Annotated in this window: 23 protein-coding genes and 1 riboswitch; of the genes, 15 read left to right on the forward strand and 8 right to left on the reverse strand. The window is 65.9% G+C overall.

The annotated features are described in order from the left end of the window. The first annotated feature begins 145 nt into the window (after positions 1–145). Positions 146–1,201, forward strand: coding sequence for a PhoH family protein (locus DQG17_RS01390; RefSeq protein WP_116130971.1), 1,056 nt, complete (start codon positions 146–148; stop codon positions 1,199–1,201). Positions 1,202–1,274: 73 nt separating this feature from the next. Here DQG17_RS01390 and DQG17_RS01395 read toward each other — a convergent pair whose 3' ends face one another. After that, complete coding sequence (locus DQG17_RS01395) at positions 1,275–1,991, reverse strand: VPLPA-CTERM sorting domain-containing protein (protein ID WP_157973481.1); 717 nt, start codon at positions 1,989–1,991, stop codon at positions 1,275–1,277. Positions 1,992–2,311: 320 nt separating this feature from the next. Here DQG17_RS01395 and ybeY point away from each other — a divergent pair, with 320 nt between their 5' ends. From ybeY to DQG17_RS01420, 5 genes are all read left to right on the forward strand, one after another. Next, positions 2,312–2,809, forward strand: a complete 498-nt coding sequence (ybeY, locus tag DQG17_RS01400) for an rRNA maturation RNase YbeY (protein ID WP_116130972.1) — start codon at positions 2,312–2,314, stop codon at positions 2,807–2,809. A 35-nt stretch (positions 2,810–2,844) separates the two neighbouring features. Beyond that, a complete protein-coding gene (locus DQG17_RS01405) occupies positions 2,845–3,771 on the forward strand; it encodes a transporter associated domain-containing protein (RefSeq protein WP_116130973.1) in 927 nt (308 codons plus the stop codon). A gap of 6 nt (positions 3,772–3,777) precedes the next feature. Beyond that, complete coding sequence (gene lnt / locus DQG17_RS01410; protein ID WP_116130974.1) at positions 3,778–5,319, forward strand: apolipoprotein N-acyltransferase; 1,542 nt, start codon at positions 3,778–3,780, stop codon at positions 5,317–5,319. Between the two features lie 31 nt (positions 5,320–5,350). Next, positions 5,351–5,400, forward strand: a riboswitch (SAM-SAH riboswitch). Between the two features lie 3 nt (positions 5,401–5,403). After that, positions 5,404–6,573, forward strand: coding sequence for a methionine adenosyltransferase (metK, locus tag DQG17_RS01415; protein ID WP_116130975.1), 1,170 nt, complete (start codon positions 5,404–5,406; stop codon positions 6,571–6,573). Positions 6,574–6,801: 228 nt separating this feature from the next. Beyond that, positions 6,802–7,515 (forward strand): tRNA (guanosine(46)-N(7))-methyltransferase TrmB, encoded by a 714-nt coding sequence (locus tag DQG17_RS01420; RefSeq protein WP_116130976.1) that lies wholly within the window; start codon positions 6,802–6,804, stop codon positions 7,513–7,515. 81 nt (positions 7,516–7,596) lie between these two features. On the opposite strand, the gene DQG17_RS01425 is transcribed toward DQG17_RS01420, so the two are convergent. Next, complete coding sequence (locus DQG17_RS01425; RefSeq protein ID WP_116130977.1) at positions 7,597–8,427, reverse strand: aldo/keto reductase; 831 nt, start codon at positions 8,425–8,427, stop codon at positions 7,597–7,599. A 210-nt stretch (positions 8,428–8,637) separates the two neighbouring features. Here DQG17_RS01425 and aroA point away from each other — a divergent pair, with 210 nt between their 5' ends. From aroA to trpB, 9 genes are all read left to right on the forward strand, one after another. Beyond that, entirely contained in the window at positions 8,638–9,990 is a 1,353-nt protein-coding gene (aroA, locus tag DQG17_RS01430) for a 3-phosphoshikimate 1-carboxyvinyltransferase (RefSeq protein ID WP_116130978.1), read from the forward strand. A gap of 83 nt (positions 9,991–10,073) precedes the next feature. Beyond that, positions 10,074–10,718, forward strand: a complete 645-nt coding sequence (locus tag DQG17_RS01435) for a d(CMP) kinase (RefSeq protein ID WP_116130979.1) — start codon at positions 10,074–10,076, stop codon at positions 10,716–10,718. Positions 10,719–10,836: 118 nt separating this feature from the next. Continuing rightward, entirely contained in the window at positions 10,837–11,841 is a 1,005-nt protein-coding gene (locus tag DQG17_RS01440) for an aldo/keto reductase (protein ID WP_116130980.1), read from the forward strand. After that, positions 11,789–13,744 carry a 30S ribosomal protein S1 gene (gene rpsA / locus DQG17_RS01445; protein WP_255415623.1) on the forward strand — a complete coding sequence of 652 codons (1,956 nt, stop codon included), beginning with the start codon at positions 11,789–11,791 and terminating at the stop codon, positions 13,742–13,744. Before DQG17_RS01440 ends, rpsA begins: the two co-directional genes overlap by 53 nt. A 296-nt stretch (positions 13,745–14,040) precedes the next feature. After that, a complete protein-coding gene (gene ihfB / locus DQG17_RS01450) occupies positions 14,041–14,328 on the forward strand; it encodes an integration host factor subunit beta (RefSeq protein ID WP_116130982.1) in 288 nt (95 codons plus the stop codon). Positions 14,329–14,347: 19 nt separating this feature from the next. Beyond that, positions 14,348–14,716: a LapA family protein gene (locus tag DQG17_RS01455; protein WP_369907966.1), complete on the forward strand. Its 369-nt coding sequence runs from the start codon at positions 14,348–14,350 to the stop codon at positions 14,714–14,716. A 7-nt stretch (positions 14,717–14,723) separates the two neighbouring features. Further along, complete coding sequence (locus tag DQG17_RS01460) at positions 14,724–15,368, forward strand: phosphoribosylanthranilate isomerase (protein ID WP_116130983.1); 645 nt, start codon at positions 14,724–14,726, stop codon at positions 15,366–15,368. Then, a complete protein-coding gene (locus tag DQG17_RS01465; protein WP_116130984.1) occupies positions 15,365–15,814 on the forward strand; it encodes a GNAT family N-acetyltransferase in 450 nt (149 codons plus the stop codon). The genes DQG17_RS01460 and DQG17_RS01465 overlap by 4 nt, the downstream gene beginning before the upstream one ends. 131 nt (positions 15,815–15,945) lie before the next feature. Further along, positions 15,946–17,178, forward strand: a complete 1,233-nt coding sequence (trpB, locus tag DQG17_RS01470) for a tryptophan synthase subunit beta (protein WP_116130985.1) — start codon at positions 15,946–15,948, stop codon at positions 17,176–17,178. Between the two features lie 21 nt (positions 17,179–17,199). Here the strand turns inward: trpB and DQG17_RS01475 are convergent, their stop codons facing one another. The 6 genes from DQG17_RS01475 to DQG17_RS01500 all read right to left on the reverse strand — a co-directional run bounded on the left by DQG17_RS01475 (position 17,200) and on the right by DQG17_RS01500 (position 22,667). Then, on the reverse strand, positions 17,200–17,577 hold the full coding sequence (locus DQG17_RS01475) for a DUF2237 family protein (protein ID WP_116130986.1): 378 nt from the start codon (positions 17,575–17,577) through the stop codon (positions 17,200–17,202). Positions 17,578–17,726: 149 nt separating this feature from the next. After that, positions 17,727–19,439, reverse strand: coding sequence for an iron ABC transporter permease (locus DQG17_RS01480; protein WP_116130987.1), 1,713 nt, complete (start codon positions 19,437–19,439; stop codon positions 17,727–17,729). Positions 19,440–19,451: 12 nt separating this feature from the next. Continuing rightward, on the reverse strand, positions 19,452–20,201 hold the full coding sequence (gene tpiA / locus DQG17_RS01485) for a triose-phosphate isomerase (protein ID WP_116130988.1): 750 nt from the start codon (positions 20,199–20,201) through the stop codon (positions 19,452–19,454). Between the two features lie 193 nt (positions 20,202–20,394). Beyond that, positions 20,395–21,240, reverse strand: a complete 846-nt coding sequence (locus DQG17_RS01490) for a LysR family transcriptional regulator (protein ID WP_116130989.1) — start codon at positions 21,238–21,240, stop codon at positions 20,395–20,397. A gap of 263 nt (positions 21,241–21,503) precedes the next feature. Continuing rightward, the gene (locus DQG17_RS01495) at positions 21,504–21,875 is read right to left on the reverse strand and encodes an iron-sulfur cluster assembly accessory protein (protein WP_116130990.1); all 372 of its coding nucleotides are present in this window, start codon (positions 21,873–21,875) and stop codon (positions 21,504–21,506) included. Positions 21,876–21,926: 51 nt separating this feature from the next. After that, complete coding sequence (locus DQG17_RS01500) at positions 21,927–22,667, reverse strand: DUF3307 domain-containing protein (protein ID WP_116132524.1); 741 nt, start codon at positions 22,665–22,667, stop codon at positions 21,927–21,929. Positions 22,668–22,699: the final 32 nt, after the last annotated feature.

Raw genomic sequence — 22,699 nt, forward strand, 5'->3', positions numbered from 1 at the left:
CCGGTCGGATCGGTCCGGCGCGAAAGCACTTGGCGGTGCGGCGACCACGTGTCGTGCGGCGAAACGGCGTTCGTTCCCTAGGTTTTGTGTCAGTCAGATGAATTTGCACTAAGATGCTTGCCAGAGCACCCCTTGTGGTTGCAGCATGGGGCCAAGAGAAACACCAGCATCGGAGCCGCATTTTTTGGGAATCACCGCGCTGACCGACCCTAGCAACGCCGAGGGTATCATCGAGCTCCCAGTGGAGTTTCCCGACAATCGCCTGCTGATAGAGCTTTGCGGACAGTTCGACCGCAACCTTTCCCAGATAGAGCATCAGCTTGGCCTGCAGATCATCCGCCGGGGCAATCACCTGGCGCTGATCGGCGAGGCCCCGGTCGCGGCACGCGGCGCGACGATCCTGCAGGAGCTTTACGAACGGCTGGAGGCGGGGCGGCAACTGGAGGCTGGCGATATCGACGGCGCGATCCGGCTTGGCACGCTCGAGGACGAAGCGGCCCCTCGGCCGGCCGACCAGCTCGAGATGTTCCATGGCGGCCGGGTCGAGATCAAGACCCGCAAGAAGATCGTCGAGCCACGGACCGAGGCGCAAAAGGACTATGTCCGCGCGCTGATGGCCAACGAGCTTTGCTTTGGCATCGGTCCTGCGGGTACCGGCAAGACCTATCTGGCGGTCGCCGTCGCGGTGAACCTGTTCATCGGCGGCCATGTCGACCGGATCATCCTCAGCCGGCCGGCGGTCGAGGCGGGCGAGCGGCTGGGCTTTCTGCCCGGCGACATGAAGGAGAAGGTCGATCCCTACATGCAGCCGCTCTATGACGCGCTGAACGACTTCCTGCCCAGCAAGCAACTGCCGCGTCTGCTGGAGGAAAAGCGGATCGAGATCGCGCCGCTCGCGTTCATGCGCGGCCGGACGCTGGCCAATGCGGCGGTGGTGCTGGACGAGGCGCAGAACGCCACCAGCATGCAGATGAAGATGTTCCTGACCCGCCTTGGCGAGGGCAGCCGGATGGTGATTACCGGCGACCGGACCCAGGTCGACCTGCCGCGCGGCGTGACCTCGGGCCTGTCCGAGGCGGAACGCCTGCTGAAAGGCGTCGCCGGGATCTCGTTCAGCTATTTCACCTCGAAGGACGTCGTGCGCCATCCGCTGGTCGCCCGGATCATCGAGGCCTATGACGCCGAGGCGCCTGTCGGCTGAACGGCCATCGGACTTGACGTTGAAAAGGGCACCCGTTGCGGGTGCCCTTTCGACGCTCCGGGTCGTGGGCGGCTTACTTGCGCCGGTTGCGTCGCACGAGGGCGAAAGAGCCGAGGCCAGCAAGGATCAGCGGCAGGGACGCAGGCACAGGCACCGCGGAGGGCGCGACATCCTCGGTAATGCCCGCGTAGCGGACGTTCTGCTGGGAGTAATTGTAAAAACCGAAAGATCCGTTTTCAAACGAGCCGGCGTAGCTGAGCACGGTCTCGCCGTTGACCGAAACCGCGATCAGGGACGAGGTGAATTCGAGATCGAAGGTATAGGTCTGATTGTCGACATACCCGACGTTGCCGTATGTCGTGGCGCGCAGGACTTCCTCCACAACGCCGGTATGGCTCCAGAAATCGACTTCGCCGGAACCGGTCAGGTCGCCGGTGACGTGGCTCAGCGCCAGGCCGGCCGGGGCAATGCCGGCGTAGGACTGAGTCGCCTGCTTCCAGTCGATCAGCCAGAAATCTGCATTTGTGCTTCCTAGCTCACCATCCTGATAGCCCAGAACGAAACCGACGAAGTCGTCATCGCTGGTGGTTTCGACCGTGATTGTTCCGGTCAGCGCCTTGCCCCGATCGTTGGCGCCCGGCTCGAAGAACACCGTGGGCAGACCATTGATGGATTGAAAGACCGTGTCGTTGTCGGCACCCTGCACCGTCCATGTCCCGGCACCATTGTTGCCTTTGAAACCATTCTCGGTCCATCCGGACAGATCGACCGTTGCGGCGCCGGCGACCATCGGAAAAGCCGCGACAAGCGCGGCCGAAAGAATTGACGTCTTCATAACATCTCCGTCGTGAAATTAAATTCGCGCATTAAGCGCTCTTAATTGTTTGGCAAATCTACTTCTGTGGGTCAATGGATTTGGTCGAGAGGCCGCGCGTGACGGTCTTCAGGCCGGGATGCCCCCCCGGATGCCCCCGGTCCGTGCCGGGCGCAGATGCCCCGATGTGTGTCGCATCCGGCGAGCGGGCGTCCTGAAACGCGCTGTTGCAACCTCTGGCTGAGACGGAAGCTTTGGCTTTGCGGGTCGTCTCGAACAGGGCTAGACCGCCCGTCATGACGACCGAGATTCTTTTCGAAGACGAGCGCTGGAAGGTCCTGGCGCTGGACGATCTGGCACGAACGGCCAGCCGCCAGACCCTTGCCCATCTGGGGCTGGATCCCGAGGCGTACGAGTTCAGCCTGCTTGCCTGCAATGACGCGCGCATTGCCGAACTGAACCGTCAGTTCAGGGGCAAACCCGCGCCGACCAACGTGCTGTCCTGGCCCGCCGAGGATCTGGCGGCAGAGCAGCCGGGGGGCACCCCCGATCTGCCAGAGCCGGACTTTCCGGACGAGCCGATCTTTCTGGGCGATATCGCGATTGCCTGGGAGACGTGCAGTGCCGAGGCCGAGACCGGCGGAAAACCGCTTGAAGCGCACCTCACGCATCTGATCGTTCACGGAATCCTGCATCTGTTGGGATATGACCACGTCCGCGAAGCAGATGCCGTCTTGATGGAACGGCTTGAGGTTGAGATACTTGTCGAACTGGGACTGCCGGACCCATATTAGAGGCACGATGCAGCCGGTGATTTTGGAAAGGATCGATGGGCGACACTTCCGAAGGCTCTCCTAGCGCAGCGCAGAGCGCGCAGGGGACCGAACAATCCTCAAACCGACAGGGGCTTTTCCGCCGCCTGGCGGATATATTTAGCGAAAACGGAGCGAGTGCACAGGACACCGGATCGGTGCCCCCCGTGCATGGCGCGCCTTCACCCGAACGGCGACGCGGGATGGCGAACCTGCGTCGGATGCGGGTCGAGGACGTGGGGACGCCGCGGGCCGAGATTACCGCAGTTCCGGTGGACATCGATCTTGCATCGCTGGTGGGGGTGTTCCGCGACAGCGGCAACACGAGGCTGCCGGTCTATGACGGCACGCTCGACACGCCGCTCGGGCTGATCCACCTCAAGGACGTGGCGCTGCGCTATGGCTTCAACGGCCACGAGCCGATGGAGTTCGACCTGCGCGACATGCTGCGGCCGCTGATCTTTGCGCCGCCCTCGATGCCGATTGGCGTTTTGCTGCAGAAGATGCAGACCGACCGCCGCCACATGGCACTGGTGATCGACGAATATGGCGGGGTCGACGGGCTGGTCACCATCGAGGACCTGATCGAACAGGTCATCGGCGAGATCGAGGACGAGCACGACGTCGAGGAAGAGGACTACTGGGTCGAGGAAAAACCTGGCTGCTATCTCGCCCTCGCGCGGGCGCCGCTTGACGAGTTCGAGGCCGAGGTTGGCATGAAGCTGGCCGAGGACGAGGACGAGGAAGACGTCGACACGCTGGGCGGTCTGGTCTTCATGGAGATCGGCCGGGTGCCGGCCCGGGGCGAGGTGATCATGCACCCTTCGGGGGCGCAGTTCGAAGTGGTCGATGCCGACCCGCGCCGGATCAAGCGGCTGAGGGTGCGCATGCCCGGATCGGCGCCGGCAATGGCGCCAGCGGTTCTGTCTCCGGCGGCCGAATAGGCCTCCATGATACTTGCGACATCGCAGACGGCCGCGCGCCGCGGCCGGGGGGTGGCCTTTGCCGCCGCTCTGGGGGCAATCGCGGCGACCGGGCAGGCCCCGCTGGGCTGGGCCTGGGTCAGTCTGGCGGCCTGGGCGGTGGCGCTTGGGTCTTTGTCGCGGATCGAGGCGTGGCGGGTGGCAGCATGGCGCGGCTGGGCGCTTGGCGCCGGATACTTCGCTGCGTCGCTTTTCTGGATTGTCGAGCCCTTCATGGTCGATCCGGCGCGCGACGGCTGGATGGCGCCTTTTGCGCTGGTGCTGATGGCGGGGGGACTGGCGCTGTTCTGGGCCGTGGCGAGCGGGCTTGCCATCGGGCTCGGCCGCGGGGCGCGATCGCGGGGGCTGTTGCTGGTGTCGGCCTTTGCCGCGGCCGAGATGCTGCGCTCGGTTGTCTTCACCGGATTCCCCTGGGCGCTGATCGGCCACATCTGGATCGGCTGGCCGCAGATGCAGCTTGCGGCCCTCGCGGGCGCCCACGGCCTGACCCTGCTGACGCTGCTGGCCGCCGCGATGCCGGTTCTGTTTGGTCCCAGACGGCTGGTTGCGGGCGTCGTGGCCGGTGCAGCCCTTGCCGCGCTGCCCGCGCTTTTTGCGATGCGCCATGTGCCCGCGGGGGCGGCGGTGCCGGCCGATCCGGCCGTCACGGTGCGGGTGGTGCAGCCCAATGCGGCGCAGCACCTGAAATGGCTGCCCGAGATGATCCCGGTGTTCTTCCAGCGCCAGATCGCGCTGACCGCCGCGCCCCCCGCAGCGGGCGGGCGCCGGCCCGACGTCGTCGTCTGGCCCGAGACGGCGGTGCCCGAGCTTTTGCGCTTTGCCGGCCCGGCCTTTGAGCAGATGGCCGCCGCGGCAGGCGGGGCCGAGGTTGTCGCCGGGGTGCAGCGTCAGGACCAGATCGGGCGCTGGTTCAATTCGCTTGTCGTGCTGGGGCCGGATGGCGGCGTCACAGCACTCTATGACAAGCACCACCTTGTGCCGTTCGGCGAGTACATGCCGTTCATGGATCTGTTCGCCGGCTGGGGGATCTTTGGCCTCGCCGCTCAGGACACCGGTGGCTATGCGTCGGGGCCGGGGCCGCAGCTGATCGACCTGAAAGCCGCAGGCACGGCCTTGCCGCTGATCTGCTACGAGGCGATCTTTCCCGGCGATATTGCGCGCGCGCCGGGGCGGGCGGACTGGCTGGTGCAGATCACCAACGATTCCTGGTTTGGTTCGCTGTCGGGCCCCTATCAGCATCTGGCGCTGGCGCGGCTGCGGGCGGTCGAACAGGGATTGCCGCTTGTGCGCTCGGCCCAGACCGGCGTCTCGGCCGTGATCGACCCCTATGGGCGCGTGGTGGCCTCGGTGCCGCTCAAGGTCGAGGGCTTTGCCGACGCCGCGCTCGCCGCACCGTTGAAGCCGACACCCTATGTGCGGTTCGGCGACTGGCCGGCGCGCGTGCTCTGCGCGATGCTGGCACTTTTCGGGCTTGCGCTGCGTCGTTGGCACCCAGGTGTGTGCAGTTGACCCTGTTGGGGAATGAGCCTAAGCGAAATCCATTCCGTCACAACGGCTTCCTGGCGTGACGAGGAATTACCCAACGGAGCGACCATGCCCAGACAGAACTATGTATTTACCTCTGAATCGGTGTCAGAGGGGCATCCCGACAAGGTTTGCGACCGTATCTCGGATGCGGTCCTCGATGCCTTCCTCGCCGAGGAAGCGAATGCGCGCGTTGCCTGCGAGACTTTTGCCACCAGCGGCATGGTCGTGATCGGCGGGGAGGTCGGGCTGTCCGACCGGGATCGCCTGAAGAGCTTCATGGGCGGGATCGGCCAGATCGCCCGCGACTGCATTCACGACATCGGCTATGAGCAGGAACATTTCCACTGGAACACCTGCCATGTGCTGAACTTCCTGCACGAGCAGTCGGCACACATTGCCCAGGGCGTGGATCGCGACGGGGCCGGCGATCAGGGGATCATGTTCGGCTATGCGGTCGATGAAACGCCCGAGCTGATGCCGGCGCCGATCCAGTATGCCCAGGCGATCCTGCGGCGGCTGGCCGAGGTGCGCAAATCGGGTGCCGAACCGACGCTGCGGCCCGATGCCAAGTCGCAGCTGTCGATCCGCTATGAGGATGGCAAGCCGGTCGAGGTGACCTCGATCGTGCTGTCGACCCAGCATGCCGACGAGGCGCAGACCTCGGACGATATCCGCGCCATCGTCGAGCCCTATATCCGCGAGGTGCTTCCCTCGGGCTGGATCACCGAGGCAACCGAATGGTGGGTGAACCCCACGGGCACCTTTGTGATCGGCGGGCCAGACGGCGACGCCGGGCTGACCGGACGCAAGATCATCGTCGATACCTATGGCGGCGCGGCACCGCATGGCGGCGGCGCCTTTTCGGGCAAGGACCCGACCAAGGTCGACCGCTCGGCGGCCTATGCGGCGCGCTATCTTGCCAAGAACGTGGTGGCCGCGGGTCTTGCCAAGCGCTGCGTGATCCAGCTCAGCTATGCCATCGGCGTGGCAAAGCCGCTGTCGATCTATGCCGATACCTTCGGCACCGGCGCGGTTGACGAGACGGCGATCGAGCGGGCGCTGGCGCGGGTCATGGACCTGACGCCGAGGGGTATCCGGACACATCTGGATCTGAACCGCCCGATCTATCAGCGCACCGCCGCCTATGGCCATTTCGGGCGCGAACCCGAGGCCGACGGTGGTTTCAGCTGGGAACGGCTGGATCTGGCCGAGGCGCTTAAAAAGGCGGTGGTCTGAGGCACGCGCCGGCACCTGTCCGGTTGCCCGGAACGCGGTGCCTGAACTGCCTTCCTGCGGGCCTTCGAACGTGAGGGCGCGATCCCGGCCATGGCGAATTGCCGTGACCGGGGCTCTCCCGCCCGGCCGGCGCCCCCTTGCGGGGGAGCCTCCGGTTGGGCCGGGCGCGCTTTCGCGCGCGGTCGTGCCGCTTGACGGCGTGGCCCCGGTTTGCGAAACCCGCGCCCCATGTCCACCCCCGACTCACCCCCCGCTGCGCCCTGGCGCAATTTGTATGGCCGCCGCCTGGGCAAGACCCTGCGGGCGAGCCAGCAGACCTATCTGGCCGAGGATCTGACGCGGCTTTCCCCCGGCCCGGTCGACCGGGAGGCCAACCCCGAACGGCGGCCGCTTGACCTTGATCGGCTGTTCGGCGGGCGTGAGGTCTGGCTCGAGATCGGCTTTGGCGGCGGCGAGCATCTGGTGCATCAGGCCGCCGCAAACCCGCAGGCCGGGATCATCGGCGCCGAGGCCTTCATCAACGGGGTGGCGATGCTGCTGGGCAAGATCCGTGCCGCCGGGGTCGAGAACCTGGCGGTACACCCTGACGATGTCCGCGATCTGTTCGACGTGCTGCCCGAAGCCTCGATCTCGAAGGCCTTCTTGCTTTATCCCGATCCCTGGCCAAAGGCGCGGCACCACCGGCGGCGGTTTGTGACGCCCGACTATCTTGTGCCCTTGGCGCGGGTGATGCGGCCCGGGGCCGAGCTGCGGGTCGCGACCGATATCCCCGATTATGTCCGCCAGACGCTGGAGCAGGTGCCGCAGCATGGCTTTCGCCTGCTCGCCGAACGGCCGGAGGATTGGCTCACGCCTTGGGACGACTGGATTTCGACCCGCTATGAACGCAAGGCGCTGCGCGAAGGGCGGGTGCCGCAGTATCTGACCTTCCGGCGGGTCTGACCTGCCGGAAGGCCAATGGCTGTTCGGGCACAGCGGGGGTCTTGAACTCGCGCGTGCGCAGCCGCAAGACCGCCATCCGGGTCAGAGCAGCCGGAACACCGACGGATCGGGACCGGTCCGCAGCCCGACGTCGAGCGTGGCGATTGCGGCCATTTCCGCCGCCGTCAGCTCGAAATCGAAAATGTCGAGGTTTTCGGCCTGACGCACCGGGTTGACCGACCGCGGGATCACCGAATTTCCCAACTGGATGTGCCAGCGCAGGATCACCTGGGCCGGGCTCTTGCCGGTGCGGGCCGCCGCCTCGGCAATCGGCGCTGCTTCGAACGAGCGGGCATTGCCAAGCGGCGTCCAGGCCTGACTGACGATCCCGTGGCGGGCATTCGCGGCCCGCAGTTCCGGCTGCTGAAGCGAAGGGTTCAGTTCGATCTGGTTGATCACCGGGACCTCGCCGGTCTCGCCCACGATGCGGTCGAGGTGATCGGCGTTGAAGTTCGATACACCGATCGACCGCACCAGCCCCTCGTCGCGCATCTCGATGAAGGCTTTCCAAGTTTCGACATAGAGGTCTTGCGTCGGCACCGGCCAGTGGATCAGCACCAGATCCAGCTGTTCGACGCCGATGGTCTTCAGACTGCGTTCCACCGAGGCGCGAGCCTTGGCCTGGCCCTGATCGGGGTTCCAGACCTTGGTGGTGATGAAGACCTCCTCGCGCGGGACGCCCGAGCGGCGCAGCCCCTCGCCAAGCCCCGCCTCGTTCCCATAGATATAGGCGCCGTCGATCAACCGATAGCCGGTTTCAAGCGCACTTTGCACGATCTCGGCGGCGGTTTCGGAGGGCACCTGCCAGATGCCGAAGCCGAGCTGCGGGATCGAATGGCCGTCGCGAAGCGGCAGGGTAGGAAGGTCGGTCATGTCTGTCTCCTGTAATGGCCGCACCGCATGGTGTTACCGGGCGTGGCGGATCCGCGCCCATTAAGTCCGTGGCGGTCGGGGGCCGCAAGGGCATCCGGCGCGAACGCGGCTTTCCGCCCTATTGCGACGGGTCGGCGGCGCGCACCGCCGCTGGACGCTGGGTCGCGGCTCCTGTAACCGACCGGAAATGACAGGACGAGGAGAACGCCCATGGGATCGCACGGCACGCCCGAGAAGATGACCGCCCAGAGCGCCGGGCCGTTGACGGGTGTGGCCGAGGTGCCGGGGGACAAGTCGATCTCGCACCGCGCGCTGATCCTCGGCGCGCTGTGCGTGGGCGAAACCCGGATATCGGGGCTGCTCGAAGGGCAGGACGTTCTCGATACGGCCCGGGCGATGGCGGCCTTCGGGGCCGGGGTGACCCGGCACGGGCCGGGCGACTGGTCGGTTGACGGCGTTGGGGTCGGCGGCTTTGCCGAGCCCGAGGATGTGATCGACTGCGGCAATTCCGGCACCGGTGTGCGGCTGATCATGGGGGCGATGGCCACCTGTCCGATCAGCGCGACCTTCACCGGCGATGCCAGCCTGCGCTCGCGCCCGATGGGGCGGGTGACCGACCCGCTGGCGCTGTTCGGGGCACGCGCGGTCGGGCGTGCGGGCGGTCGGCTGCCGATGACCATCGTCGGCGCCGAGGATCCGGTGCCCGTGGACTATGCAACGCCGGTCGCCTCGGCACAGGTCAAGTCGGCGGTCCTTCTGGCGGGCCTCAATGCGCCGGGGCGGACCGTGGTGACCGAACGCGTCGCAACCCGCGATCATACCGAGCGGATGCTGCGCGGCTTTGGTGCCGAGGTCGCGGTGGAGGAGGTGGCCTCGGGCCACCGGATCACCCTGACCGGGCGGCCCGAACTTAAGCCGCAGGTCATTGCGGTGCCGCGCGATCCCTCGTCGGCGGCCTTCCCGGTCTGCGCCGCGCTGATCGTGCCGGGATCGGACGTTCTGGTGCCGAACATCGGGCTCAACCCGACTCGCGCCGGGCTGTTCACGACCCTGCAGGAAATGGGCGCGGATCTGAGTTTCGAGAACGAACGCGAGGAGGGCGGCGAGCCGGTGGCCGACCTGCGGGCAAGGTTCTCGCCCGACATGAAAGGCATCGCCGTGCCGCCCGAACGCGCGGCCTCGATGATCGACGAATACCCGATCCTGTCGGTCGTCGCGGCCTTTGCCGAGGGCGCGACGGTGATGGCGGGGGTTCACGAATTGCGGGTCAAGGAAAGCGACCGGATCGACGCCATGGCGACCGGGCTGCGCGCCTGCGGCGTGACGGTGGACGAGACCGAGGACAGCTTCACCGTGCACGGGCAGGGCGCCGGCGGGGTTCCCGGCGGGGCGATCTGTGCCGCAAGGCTCGACCACCGCATCGCGATGTCGTTCCTGATCTGCGGTATGGCGGCGAAGAGGCCGGTTTCGGTTGACGATGCCGGGCCGATCGCGACCTCGTTCCCGATCTTCGTGCCGCTGATGACCGGGCTTGGCGCCGTGTTGACCCGCGACAACGGTTAAGGCCCGGGCGGCTTCACCTTGCGGCTCGGCTGCGCTATCAAGGCGTCCACGCAAGCGACCCGTGACTGGAAGGATCTTCCGCAATGAGCCTGACTGTTGCCATCGACGGACCCGCCGCGGCCGGCAAGGGCACCATCGCCCGCGCTGTCGCTGCGCGCTATGGCTTTGCCCATCTCGATACCGGGCTGCTTTATCGGGCCGTGGGGCTGCGGACCCTGCGCGGCGAGGCGGCTGTCGCGGCGGCGAAATCGCTGACGCGCGCGGATCTTGCCGACGAGGCATCGCTGCGTGCACCGGACGTGGCCCAGGCCGCAAGCCAGGCCGCGGCGCTGCCCGAGGTGCGCGCAGCCCTCGTGGATTACCAGCGCGCCTTTGCCCGCCGGCTGGGCGGTGCGGTTCTGGACGGGCGCGACATCGGCACGGTGATCTGCCCCGATGCCGAGGTGAAGCTGTTCGTGACCGCAACCGATGCGGTGCGTGCCGAGCGGCGGTTCCGGGAGCTTTCGGGCAAGGGACATGCGGTGACATTGCAGGACGTGGCGCTCGATCTGGCGCGGCGCGACGCCCGCGATGCGGCGCGGGTCACGGCGCCGATGGCACCGGCCGCCGATGCGCTGCAGCTCGACACCAGCGCGATGTCGATCGACGAGGCGATTGCGGCGGCCGCGCTGCAGGTCGACCGCGCGCTGGCACGGCTGCCAAAGCGTGCCGCGGCCGAGGGGCGATAGGCATTCCGGGCGGGTTGCTGCCGTCCCGCAATGCGGGCCTTCCCCCAACGCATTTACGCCGCGGTGGTCGGCTGGGGGAAACGAAGAATCGTCCCGAACCCATTGGAAAGATAAAGACATGTTGAAGCGCAGGATCGGACGGGATGGGCCCGAGGTCTCGGCCATCGGGATTGGCGCGATGTCCTTCTCCGACGCCTATGGACCGACCGACGAGGCGGCCTCGCACGCAATTCTGGACCGCGCCATGGCGCGCGGGGTCAGCCATGTCGATACCTCCAACATCTATGGCATGGGCCGGTCCGAGGCGGCGATTGGCAGCTTTCTGGCCGCAAGGGGACCGGTGGCGCGGGATTTCTTCCACATCGCGACCAAGGCGGGGATCACCCGCGATCCGGACACCGGCGCGCGGAAATTCGACAATTCGGCGGCACATCTGACCGCGGAACTCGAGGCCAGCCTGCGGCGGATGGGGATCGAGGCGGTCGATCTGTTCTATGTCCACCGGCGCGACCCTGAAGTGCCGATCGAGGCGGTGGCCGAGGCGGCGGCGGGTCTTGTGGCCGCCGGAAAGGCCCGCGCGATCGGGTTTTCCGAGATCGCGCCAAGTTCGCTGCGCCGCGCCGCGGCGGTGCATCCGGTGGCGGCGGTGCAATCGGAATACTCGCTGGCGACACGGTCTCCCGAACTGGGTCTGGTGCAGACTTGCGCCGAGCTTGGTACGACTCTGGTGGCGTTCTCGCCGGTCGGACGTTCGATGCTGACCGATGCGCCAATCGATGCCGACAGGATCCCGGGGCTGGCGTTTCTGTCGGCCTGTCCGCGGTTTCAGGCGCCGAACCATGCCGCCAACATCAAGGCAACGGCGGGCTTTCGGGCGCTGGCGGCCGAGATGGGGCTGCCCGCAGCCGGGCTGGCAGTGGCCTGGGTGCTGGCGCAGGGCGAGCAGGTGGTGGCGATCCCCGGCACCCGGTCGGTCGCGCATTTCGACGAGCTGCTGACCGGCGCCGGGCGGCGGCTGTCGGACGAGGATCTCGGGCGGATCGCGGCGGTGCTTCCGGTCGGCTGGGCCCATGGCGACCGCTATTCTGCGGCACAATGGGTCGGACCGGAGCGGTACTGCTGAGAACCGCCGAACCGGGGCTGCGGCGGAACATCCTTGCTCTGTGACGGATAAGAGCTTATATGGCCGCTGTCACATAAAGAGCGGTCAACGCCGGGATACGGGCAGGGTCGGGGCAACCTCCGGCCCTGATTGTTTATCCCGGGCAGACCGATCCGACCAAACCAAAGACCGGCGGAGACAACCGCTCGGCCAGCAAAATAGAAACGCAAGGAAAACCGACTGCATGTCAGCTAATGCGACCATGGAGGAATTCGAGGCCCTCCTTAACGAAAACCTCGAAATCGACACCCCGAACGAAGGTTCGGTGGTCAAGGGCAAGGTCATCGCCATCGAGGCAGGCCAGGCTATCATCGACGTCGGCTACAAGATGGAAGGCCGGGTCGATCTTAAAGAATTCGCAAACCCCGGCGAATCTCCCGAAATCGCCGTTGGCGATGAGGTCGAGGTGTTCCTCGATCGGGTCGAGAACGCCCGGGGCGAAGCGGTCATCAGCCGTGACAAGGCCCGCCGCGAGGAAGCCTGGGACCGTCTCGAAAAGGCCTATGCCGACGAGTCGCGTGTCGAAGGCGCCATCTTTGGCCGGGTCAAGGGCGGCTTCACCGTCGATCTGGGCGGTGCCGTGGCCTTCCTGCCCGGCAGCCAGGTCGATGTCCGCCCGGTGCGCGATGCCGGCCCGCTGATGGGTCTGAAGCAGCCGTTCCAGATCCTCAAGATGGATCGCCGTCGTGGCAACATCGTGGTCTCGCGCCGCGCCATCCTGGAAGAATCCCGTGCCGAGCAGCGCGCCGAGGTCATCGGCAAGCTGAACGAGGGCGATGCCGTCGACGGCGTGGTCAAGAACATCACCGAATACGGCGCCTTCGTCGATCTGGGTGGTGTGGACGGCCTGCTGCACGTCACCGACATGGCCTGGCGCCGCGTCAACCATCCCTCCGAGATCCTGTCGATCGGCGAGACCATCAAGGTCCAGGTCATCAAGATCAACAAGGAAACCCACCGTATCAGCCTGGGCATGAAGCAGCTTCAGGACGATCCGTGGAATACCGTCGAGCTGAAGTTCCCGCTCGAATCGGTCCACACCGGCCGGGTTACCAACATCACCGACTACGGCGCCTTCGTGGAGCTGGAGCCGGGGGTCGAGGGCCTTGTCCACGTCTCGGAAATGTCCTGGACCAAGAAGAACGTGCATCCCGGCAAGATCGTTTCGACCAGCCAGGAAGTCGAGGTCATGGTGCTCGAGATCGACACGGCGAAGCGTCGCGTGTCGCTCGGCCTCAAGCAGACCATGCGCAACCCGTGGGAGGTGTTCGACGAATCCTATCCCGAGGGCACCATGGTCGAGGGCGAGGTCAAGAACATCACCGAGTTCGGCCTGTTCATCGGCCTGCCCGGCGACATCGACGGCATGGTTCACCTGTCCGACCTGTCCTGGGATCAGCGCGGCGAAGAAGCCATCCAGCAGTATCGCAAGGGTGACATGGTTCAGGCCGTGGTCACCGAGGTCGATACCGACAAGGAACGCATCAGCCTGTCGATCAAGGCGCTTGGCGGCGACAAGTTTGCCGAGGCTGTCGGCGGCGTGAAGCGGGGCGAGATCATCACCGTGAACGTCACCGCGATCGAGGATGGCGGCATCGAGGTGGAATACGAAGGCATGAAGTCCTTCATCCGCCGCTCGGACCTGTCCCGTGACCGTTCCGAACAGCGCCCCGAGCGCTTCGGGGTCGGCAACAAGGTCGACGTGCGCGTCACCAACATCGACGCCAAGACGCGCCGTCTGGGTCTGTCGATCAAGGCACGCGAAATCGCGGAAGAACGCGAAGCGGTCGAACAGTTCGGCTCCTCTGATTCGGGGGCCTCGCTGGGCGACATCCTGGGCGCCGCGCTCAAGCGCGACGAGTGATCGCGACCCTTTGAAGGGTTCCGGAACCCCGCGGCATCTGCCGCGGGGTTTTTTCGTTTTTCGGTTACAATCCGGGGGAATTTCCCCGAATCTGATGGTCTGCCGGGCGTGTGCCGCAAGGTGTCGCGACGGAATTTCTGCGCCGCGGCGTTCATTTCCGTCCTGATTTCCGCGCCTTAGGGTGCAGATTTTCGCTCCGGGATCGTCTTTGGCGTTCCGCGAACGGGCGTTTACCCCTATAGTTCGCATTGCCGGGCGGCGTGCCGCCCGTATGCGGGCGCCCAGGGGGACATGTCATGATAAGATCGGAACTCATTCAGATCATTGCCGAAGAGAACCCGCATCTCTATCAGCGCGATGTGGAAAAGATCGTCAACACCGTGTTCGACGAGGTCATCGAAGCTATGGCGCGGGGGGATCGTGTGGAACTGCGCGGTTTCGGCGCCTTTTCGGTGAAGCGTCGGGATGCGAGGACAGGACGTAATCCACGCACCGGTGATGCGGTGGACGTGGAGCAAAAGCACGTACCCTTCTTCAAGACGGGCAAGCTGTTGCGCGACCGTCTTAATGGCAATGAGAGCTGAGAGGTTCAAGAGTCTGACCATGCTGCGTTTTCTTTGGTATGTTTTGCTGGCGGTCATTGTCGCCTGTCTTGTCGTCATGGCGATGGCAAACCGCGATTTCGTCACGCTGACCCTGCTTCCCCCGGCACTGGCCGAGGTGGCCCAATTCAACCTGTCAGTCTCGCTGCCGCTCTATTTTGTCGCCCTGGGCGGCGTCGCGGTCGGCCTGTTGATCGGCTTCTTCCTCGAATGGATGCGCGAGTCCAAGCATCGCTCGGAAGTCGCCAAGCGCCAGCGTCAGGTCAGATCGCTGAACCGCGAGGTCAACTCGCTGAAGGGCGAGAAGCACAGGGGCAAGGACGAGGTTCTGGCGCTGCTGGAAGAATCGCCCAAGAAGGCGGCGATCTGATTCCGCCATGGCATCCGGAATTCGTGTCAAGATCTGCGGCCTGACCAGGCCGCAGGACGTCTCTGCCGTGGTCGCGGCAGGCGCGGCCTATGCCGGGTTTGTCTTCTTCGCGAAATCGCCGCGAAATCTCGACCCCGCCGCCGCCCGCGCGCTGGCGCTGGAGGCGCCGTCCGGGTTGGCAAAGGTTGCGCTGACAGTCGATGCGACCGACGCGGAACTCGACCAGATTCTCGACATGGTGCCAATCGACATGCTGCAGCTTCATGGCAAGGAAAGCCCCGAGCGGGTAGCGCTGGTGCGCGAGCGCTATGGGCTGCCGGTGATGAAGGCGGTGGGCGTGGCCAGCGAGGCGGACCTGCCGGCAGTTGCGGATTATGGCCTTGTCGCAGATCAGCTTTTGATCGACGCGAAGCCGCCGAAGGGTGCGGTGCTGCCGGGTGGCAACGGTCTGTCGTTCGACTGGCGTCTGATTGGCGGGCGCCGCTGGGCCTTACCCTGGATGCTGGCCGGTGGTCTGACCCCCGACAATGTCGCCGAGGCGATCCGCCTGACCGGGGCGCGGCAGGTCGATGTCAGTAGCGGGGTTGAAAGTGCGCCGGGCGTAAAGGATGCGGCCCGGATCGCGGCCTTTGCAAAGGCGGCGATGGCGTGAGCGTGCTCTGGCGCGACGCGCGGCGCGAGGATGTGCCGGCGGTGATCGCGCTGCTTGCCGACGACATTCTGGGACAGGGGCGCGAAGGCATGGATCTCGCGCCCTATCTGGCGGCCTTCGATCGCATACAGGCCGAGGGCGGCAGCCGTGTCGTTGTCGGAGAAATCGATGGCGCGGTGGTCGCGACCTATCAGATCACGCTGATTTCCGGCCTGTCGCTGAAGGCCGCGCGGCGCGCCGTGATCGAAAGTGTACGGGTTGCGGCGCAGCATCGCGGCCAGGGCCTTGGGGCTGCGTTGATGGCGGATGCAGAGGCGCGCGCGCGGGCGGGCGGCTGCAGTCTGGTGCAGCTTACCTCGAACAAGGTGCGCGGCCGCGCACATGCCTTTTACGAAAGGCTGGGATATCAGGCGTCCCACATCGGCTTCAAACGCGTGCTTGACTGAGCCCTTTCGGCGGCGGCAAATCTGCTGCCGTTCTGGCCTCGAAACAGATCCTCGTGTCCCGATCGCGTGGCTTTACCCGGCGGGCCAATCGAACTAGACCGATGGATGGCCCAATTCGGAAGGCGGACCCAATGGCGAACGATCTCTTCAACTCTCTCATGAACGCTCCGGACGAGAACGGCCGGTTCGGGATATTCGGCGGGCGTTTCGTGTCCGAAACGCTGATGCCGCTGATCCTGGAACTGGAAGCCGAGTACGAACATGCGAAGACGGACGAGAGCTTCTGGGCCGAGATGGACGACCTGTGGAAGCACTACGTCGGCCGCCCCTCGCCGCTCTATTTCGCCGACCGGCTGACCGCGCGACTGGGCGGCGCCAAGGTCTATATGAAGCGTGACGAGTTGAACCACACCGGCGCGCACAAGATCAACAACGTGCTGGGCCAGCTTCTGCTGGCGCGCCGGATGGGCAAGACCCGGATCATCGCCGAGACCGGAGCCGGTCAGCACGGGGTGGCGACGGCGACGGTCTGCGCAAAGTTCGGGCTGAAATGCGTGGTCTACATGGGCGCGCATGACGTCAAGCGGCAGGCGCCGAACGTGTTCCGCATGAAGCTGCTGGGGGCCGAAGTGATCCCCGTGACCTCGGGCCGGGGCACGCTGAAGGATGCGATGAACGACGCCATGCGCGACTGGGTGACCAATGTGCGCGACACCTTCTATTGCATCGGCACGGTGGCGGGGCCGCATCCCTATCCGGCAATGGTGCGCGACTTCCAGTCGATCATCGGCAAGGAGGCGCGGGAACAGATGCTGGAGCGCGAAGGCCGGTTGCCCGACACGCTCGTCGCCTGCATTGGCGGCGGATCCAATGCCATGGGGCTGTTCCATCCCTTCCTGAACGATTCCGAGGTCGAGATTGTCGGCGTCGAGGCGGGCGGCAAGGGGGTCGACGACCGGATGCAGCACTGCGCCTCGCTCAGCGGCGGCCGGCCCGGGGTGTTGCACGGCAACCGGACCTATCTGCTGCAGGACGACGACGGGCAGATTCTTGAAGGATTTTCGATCTCGGCCGGGCTCGATTACCCCGGGATCGGGCCGGAACATGCCTGGCTGCACGACACCGGCCGGGCGAAATACGTCTATGTCACCGATGACGAGGCGCTGGCGGCGTTCCAGATGTGCTGCGAGACCGAAGGCATCATCCCGGCGCTGGAGCCAAGCCATGCGCTGGCGCATGTGATGAAGATCGCGCCCGACCTGCCGGCCGATCACCTCATCTGCATGAACCTGTGCGGGCGTGGCGACAAGGACATCTTCACCGTGGCGCGTGCGCTCGGTGTCGAGATGGGCACGGTGGCCTGATCGCCGGCACGCGCTGACCTGCTATAGCGGGATCAGCGCGTGTTCGCGCAGCACGTCGAGAGGGACGACCTCGAGCGTGCGCAGATGCGTCGCCTCAAGCACGACGGCCGGGGCGCAGCCTTCGTCATGCGCCTGCAGGAAACGGCTGGCGCAGAGGCACCAGCGATCGCCGGCCCTAAGACCCATGAAATGAAATTCGGGGCGCGGCGTGCTCAGATCGTTGCCGACGTATTTCGAATAGGCGAGGAACTCGTCGGTCATCACTGCGCAGACAGTGTGGAGCCCGCGATCTTCGCGGCAGGTGTTGCACGCACCGTCGCGGAAGAAGCCTGTCAGCGGCCGGGATGAGCAGGCGGTTAGCTCTCCTCCCAGCACATTGACCTGAGGGTCTTTCCTCATATGTGCCTCCTTCAGTGAGTCAGGGATTTGTCTGGGCAGGGCTGGCGCCGACAAATTGCCCTGTTGGCCCCGCACCCTATCACCCTGGCGGTGGATCTGGCCAGTTTTTTGCCTGGACAGTGTCGCTTGCGCGGCCCCGGGGCAGGCCGTTATTCGGCAGCGACGGGGGCAGCGACGGGGGCGGGGCCGTATTGACGCGAACGGCGGGCGCCGAGGTGGCGGCAGACCATGGCCACCGGCAACAGGCCCACGGCAACGATGACGAGGCTTGGCACCGCGGCGCCGTTGAGCCGTTCGTCCGAGGCGAGGCGATGGGCCTGCACCGCAAGGGTGTCGAAGTTGAACGGCCGCATGATCAGTGTCGCCGGCAGTTCCTTTGTCACGTCGACGAAGACGATCAGCATCCCGGTCAGAACCGAGGGGCGCAGGATTGGCAAATGGATGCGGGCCAGCATCGGCAGCGGCGACTGGCCAAGCGTGCGGGCAACGGCGTCGATATTGGGATGGATCGTGCCGAGGCCGCTGTCATAGGCATTGAGTGCTGCGGCCATGAAACGGACCATATAGGCGCAGACCAGAAGCCAGATCGAGCCGGTGAACAGCAGCCCGGTCGAAACGCCGAAATGGCTGCGCATGAAGGCGTCAAGCTGGTTGTCGAGGCCCGCGAAGGGCACCAGCAGACCGACCGCGATCACCCCGCCCGGCACCGCATAGCCGATCCGCGCCAGATGTCCCGCGACGGACGAGGCCGGACCGGGCCAGATCCGCTGGCGAAAGCCGATCAGGATGGCGCCAAGCACGGTCAGAACGGCGGCCGCGCCCGCCAGCGTCACCGTATTGCGCAGATACCCGATGTAGCGCGGGCTGAAGATGCTCTGATCCGACTTGAGCCCCATGCTCAGCAGAAGGATCACGGGCAGCACGAAACCGAGCAGAACGGGCAGCCCGCACAGCACCATCGCAGCCCATTTGCGCGGCCCGGCAAGTGTGGTTGGCGGGAGCCGTTCGAACCGTTTGCCGGCGCCGTAATGTCGGGCCGCCCCGCGCTGTGCCCGTTCGAACAGCGCCAGCGTCAGCGCAAAGCCCAGCAGGCACAGCGCAAGCTGGGCCGCCGCCGCGCGGTCGGCCATGGTGAACCAGGCGGTATAGATGCCGGTCGCGAAGGTCTGCACCGAGAAATACGACACCGTGCCATAGTCGGCGATCGTCTCCATGACCGCCAGCAGCACGCCGCCCGCAATCGCGGGCCGCGCCATCGGCAGGCTCACCCGGAAAAACGCCCGCCAGGGCCCGCTGCCAAGCGCGCGGGCGGCAAGGAAGGCGGTGGCGCTTTGCTGCAGGAAGGCGGCGCGGGCCAGCAGATAGACGTAGGGGTAGAACACGAGGATCAGCATGACCGCCGCGCCGGTGACAGACCGGATTTCCGGAAACCAGTAGTCGCGCGGCCCCCATCCGGTGACGGCCCGCAGCGTGGTCTGGACCGGGCCGGGATGGTCGAGGAAGTCGGTATAGGCATAGCCCATGACATAGGCCGGAAACGCCAGCGGCAGCGCAAGGGCGATTTCCAGCACGCGTGATCCCGGAAACCGGGTCATGGTGACAAGCCAGGCCGCGCCGGTGCCGATGGCCGCCGTGCCGATGGCAACGCTGATCACCAGCTGGAGCGTGGTCAGGGAATAGCGCGCCAGCACCGTATCGGCGAGGTGGCGCAGGGTCTCGGTCGAGCCGAGGAAGGCCGCGATGACCACCGCGACCATGGGCAAAAGGCAGAGCGCCGCGACGAGGAGCGCTCCTCCGCGCAGGAAACCGGTAGCGATATGTTCGACGGGTTTGCCCGGGGCGGCGGAGGAGCGGTGATTCATGTACTCTTTTTATCAGGCTTTCTGGAGCGCGTCGATAATGGCGCCGAAATCCGAGGCCTTGAGAGAGGCGCCGCCCACCAATGCGCCGTCGACATTCTCGACCGCAAAGATTTCGGTCGCGTTCGAGGGTTTGACCGAGCCACCGTAGAGCAGGCTGACGGCGGCGCCGACCTCGGCCCCGAATCGTTCGATGAGGCGGGTGCGGATGAAGTCATGGACCTCGGTGATCTGTTCGATGGTCGGGATCCGGCCGGTGCCAATGGCCCACACAGGCTCATAGGCGACGACAAGGGTGTCGCCGGTCACGCCCTCGGGGATCGATCCGGCAAGCTGGGTGCCGATCAGGTCGAGCGTCTCGCCCGCATCGCGCTGTGCCTCGGTCTCGCCGATGCAGACCACCGCGATCAGGCCGCCGGCAAGCGCTGCTTCGGCCTTGGCGCAGACGATGGCATCGGTCTCGCCATGGTCGGTGCGGCGTTCGGAATGTCCGACGATGGCATAGCTGCCGCCGGCATCCTTGATCATCTCGGCCGAGATGTCGCCGGTGTGGGCGCCCGAGGCCTTCATGTGGCAATCCTGCGACCCGGTTGCGATCGGGCCGTTGCCGGCACGCCTGGACAGCCGTTCGAGAAGCGTTGCGGGCGGGCAGATCAGCACCTTGCAGCCAGGGGCCGGGAAGGCCGCGATCATTGCGTCGATCTCGGCCAGCGAGGCCTCGGTGCCGTTCATCTTCCAGTTACCGGCGGCAAGTTTCTGCGCCATGGGACGTCCTTCCGTATGGGCTGTGCGGTTGGCGCCAATTTGCAGCGGTGGGGGGCGGGGTCAAGAGCAGTGGCCCGCGGCTCTTTGATGCCCATGCAGTGGCCACATGGCGGTTCTGGGCAGGGCGAGGGGGTTTCAACAATTTTGGACGCTGCTGCAGGGTCCCGGATACAGGCCTCGCCTTCGGGACCGGTTACGCAGGGTCGCGCAACGCCCCGGCAATGGCGTCGAGCGCTGCCCGCACCGGCGGATCGTTGCGCGCCTCGTGGTGGCAGACCAGCCATTCGTCGTGGCCGATCTCGGCGATCGGGTCGGACAGGCGGGCAAGCCCCGGTTCGGCATCGCCGGCAAAGCAGGGCAGCAGGATCCGGCCCGCCCCCTGAAGCGCGAGGTCGAGCGCGAGGCGGGCGTCGCTGGCAACCATGGCGATACGGTCTGCGTGGTTGGCCCGCAGCCAGCGTTCCGAAGGCGTGCCTGCGGAATCGGCCGGCTGGGTGACAAAGCCCGCGACCGAGGCGTCACGGCCGTATTCGGCGTAGTCGATCCGGCGGGTGCGGCGCCCGGCAAGCCAGCCCTGATCCGGCCTGCGGTTGCGGATGCCGATGTCGGCCTCGCGCCGGGCGATGTCCACATCCTTGTTCGAGGCGAGGAATTCCGGCGCCCAGGGCAGATCCTCGGTCCAGTAGCTGCGAAGCTTTCGGGCAAGGTGACGAGAGGTCCAGAGCCCGGCCGTGACGCGGACCCGCACCGCCCTTGGGCCGGCATCGCGCCAGCGCGCGATCCGGTGGGCGGCGGTCTGCAGATCGGCGGCCTCGGTTGCCAGCGCCCGCCCGTCGGCGGTCAGCGCATAGCCGGCGCTGCCGCGCCGGAACAGCCTGCGCCCCATCGCGACCTCGAGCCGGGTCATCCGCCGGCCGAGCGTCGGAAGGCTGGTGTCCGTTGCCCGCGCGGCGGCGGAAAGCGAGCCTGCCCCGGCCACCGCGAGGAAAAGGGCGAGATCGTCGAGGTCGAGCCTGGATTGATCGGGGGAAGGTTTCATTTCTGAAAGTCTGATTGAGATTTTCGCGGCTGCCCCAGAGCAGAACTTCATGAAATCTTAGGGCACGATTTGCAGAAATGAAAGGGTGTCAGGATGATCCTGCCAGAAATTGACCGGGCCCTCGATGGCTGGACAGCCTCGCCACAGGGTGAGGCGGCGCTGATCCGGGCACGAATCGAAAGCCGCCGAAAATGGCTTCGGCGGCGGCAATCCTTGAAGTTCAGGGTCTGGTTGTTCGGGCGCCGGAAGGCGCGATCCGGGCCTCAGGCCGGGCGGTCGGCGCCAATGGACGTGTCGAACTTGACCGACTCGCCACAGCCGCAGGCATCGGTGACGTTCGGGTTGCGAAACCTGAACCCGGCCTCGAGCAGCGAGCTTTCATAGTCGATCTCGGTCCCGAACAGGAACATCTGCGCCATCGGGGCGATCATCACCCGGGCGCCTTCCTGTTCCACGACCTCGTCCATCGGATCGACGGTGTCGGAAAATTCCATGGTGTATTCCATGCCGGCACAGCCGCCCTTCTTGATGCCGACGCGCAGGCCCGACTTGGCATCGCGTTTCATCAGCCGCACGATCTGTGCGACGGCGCTGGGAGTGAGGGTCACGGCTTGCTTGCCGGGAATGGAGAACATTGCGCGGATCCTTGGTGATTGCGGGTAAGATAGGCGCTGCCGGCGCATCACTCAAGGGGAAGTGGTGGGATGACCAAGTCCCAGCAACAGTGCCTCGGTCGAGAAAGCCACCAGCAGCGCCCAGCCGACCGAGGCGAGCGTGCCGATGATGACATATTCGGCGATCCGGCGGTCCTCCCTCGTGGCGTTGAACCGCAGCACGGATTTGGCGGCGATCAGGATCGCGACGCCGGTCGGGTAGCCCGCGATCACGAGGATGAAGGTCAGGCCGCGCTCCAGCTCGCCAATGCGGCGGCCGGCGTCCCGCAGTCCGCCCGAAAGCACGCGATAGCGGTTCCAGTAGCGTGCATAGGGCGCCAACAGGGCCGCGACCGCAAATCCGCCGGCGCGGACGGCAAAGATCATGCCGGCGGTCACCGCCATGGCCGCGGGCAGCCAGGTGGCACCCTGGTCGGCGGCAAGTGCGGCCCACCAGCCGCTGGCCCACAGCCCGGGGACCCAGGCGGCAACCAGCGCGATGGAGAGCAGATGGGCCGCCTGATCGAGCAGATAATAACGCAGGTCCTGACCGAGCCAGAGCTTGATCCGGTCGATTGCCAGATGAACGATCCCCAGCACCAGAACCGGCCAGGACCAGAGGTGACCGGCAACGAGGAGGCTGGCGGCCCAGGCGATGCCGGCGTGGAGCGCAAGCACCGGCAGGCGGGACTTGTTGGCGACCATCCAGCCGGTCTGGAACACGAAATCGGCCAGCGCATGGGCCAGCAGCAGGGCTGCGAGGGTCTCGATCATCGGCATGGCTCCGGAAAAATTGCGGGTGAAAA

Source organism: Tropicimonas sp. IMCC34043 (assembly GCF_003390845.1).
In the GTDB taxonomy this organism is placed as follows: domain Bacteria; phylum Pseudomonadota; class Alphaproteobacteria; order Rhodobacterales; family Rhodobacteraceae; genus Tropicimonas.

What these genes read in the sequence shown, in the direction of transcription:
- DQG17_RS01390 (WP_116130971.1), top strand. Translation starts at nt 146, where the DNA reads ATGGGGCCAAGAGAAACACCAGCATCGGAGCCGCATTTTTTGGGAATC.
- DQG17_RS01395 (WP_157973481.1), bottom strand. Translation starts at nt 1,991, where the DNA reads ATGGTCGCCGGCGCCGCAACGGTCGATCTGTCCGGATGGACCGAGAAT.
- ybeY (WP_116130972.1), top strand. Translation starts at nt 2,312, where the DNA reads ATGACGACCGAGATTCTTTTCGAAGACGAGCGCTGGAAGGTCCTGGCG.
- DQG17_RS01405 (WP_116130973.1), top strand. Translation starts at nt 2,845, where the DNA reads ATGGGCGACACTTCCGAAGGCTCTCCTAGCGCAGCGCAGAGCGCGCAG.
- lnt (WP_116130974.1), top strand. Translation starts at nt 3,778, where the DNA reads ATGATACTTGCGACATCGCAGACGGCCGCGCGCCGCGGCCGGGGGGTG.
- metK (WP_116130975.1), top strand. Translation starts at nt 5,404, where the DNA reads ATGCCCAGACAGAACTATGTATTTACCTCTGAATCGGTGTCAGAGGGG.
- DQG17_RS01420 (WP_116130976.1), top strand. Translation starts at nt 6,802, where the DNA reads ATGTCCACCCCCGACTCACCCCCCGCTGCGCCCTGGCGCAATTTGTAT.
- DQG17_RS01425 (WP_116130977.1), bottom strand. Translation starts at nt 8,427, where the DNA reads ATGACCGACCTTCCTACCCTGCCGCTTCGCGACGGCCATTCGATCCCG.
- aroA (WP_116130978.1), top strand. Translation starts at nt 8,638, where the DNA reads ATGGGATCGCACGGCACGCCCGAGAAGATGACCGCCCAGAGCGCCGGG.
- DQG17_RS01435 (WP_116130979.1), top strand. Translation starts at nt 10,074, where the DNA reads ATGAGCCTGACTGTTGCCATCGACGGACCCGCCGCGGCCGGCAAGGGC.
- DQG17_RS01440 (WP_116130980.1), top strand. Translation starts at nt 10,837, where the DNA reads ATGTTGAAGCGCAGGATCGGACGGGATGGGCCCGAGGTCTCGGCCATC.
- rpsA (WP_255415623.1), top strand. Translation starts at nt 11,789, where the DNA reads ATGGCGACCGCTATTCTGCGGCACAATGGGTCGGACCGGAGCGGTACT.
- ihfB (WP_116130982.1), top strand. Translation starts at nt 14,041, where the DNA reads ATGATAAGATCGGAACTCATTCAGATCATTGCCGAAGAGAACCCGCAT.
- DQG17_RS01455 (WP_369907966.1), top strand. Translation starts at nt 14,348, where the DNA reads ATGCTGCGTTTTCTTTGGTATGTTTTGCTGGCGGTCATTGTCGCCTGT.
- DQG17_RS01460 (WP_116130983.1), top strand. Translation starts at nt 14,724, where the DNA reads ATGGCATCCGGAATTCGTGTCAAGATCTGCGGCCTGACCAGGCCGCAG.
- trpB (WP_116130985.1), top strand. Translation starts at nt 15,946, where the DNA reads ATGGCGAACGATCTCTTCAACTCTCTCATGAACGCTCCGGACGAGAAC.
- DQG17_RS01475 (WP_116130986.1), bottom strand. Translation starts at nt 17,577, where the DNA reads ATGAGGAAAGACCCTCAGGTCAATGTGCTGGGAGGAGAGCTAACCGCC.
- DQG17_RS01480 (WP_116130987.1), bottom strand. Translation starts at nt 19,439, where the DNA reads ATGAATCACCGCTCCTCCGCCGCCCCGGGCAAACCCGTCGAACATATC.
- tpiA (WP_116130988.1), bottom strand. Translation starts at nt 20,201, where the DNA reads ATGGCGCAGAAACTTGCCGCCGGTAACTGGAAGATGAACGGCACCGAG.
- DQG17_RS01490 (WP_116130989.1), bottom strand. Translation starts at nt 21,240, where the DNA reads ATGAAACCTTCCCCCGATCAATCCAGGCTCGACCTCGACGATCTCGCC.
- DQG17_RS01495 (WP_116130990.1), bottom strand. Translation starts at nt 21,875, where the DNA reads ATGTTCTCCATTCCCGGCAAGCAAGCCGTGACCCTCACTCCCAGCGCC.
- DQG17_RS01500 (WP_116132524.1), bottom strand. Translation starts at nt 22,667, where the DNA reads ATGATCGAGACCCTCGCAGCCCTGCTGCTGGCCCATGCGCTGGCCGAT.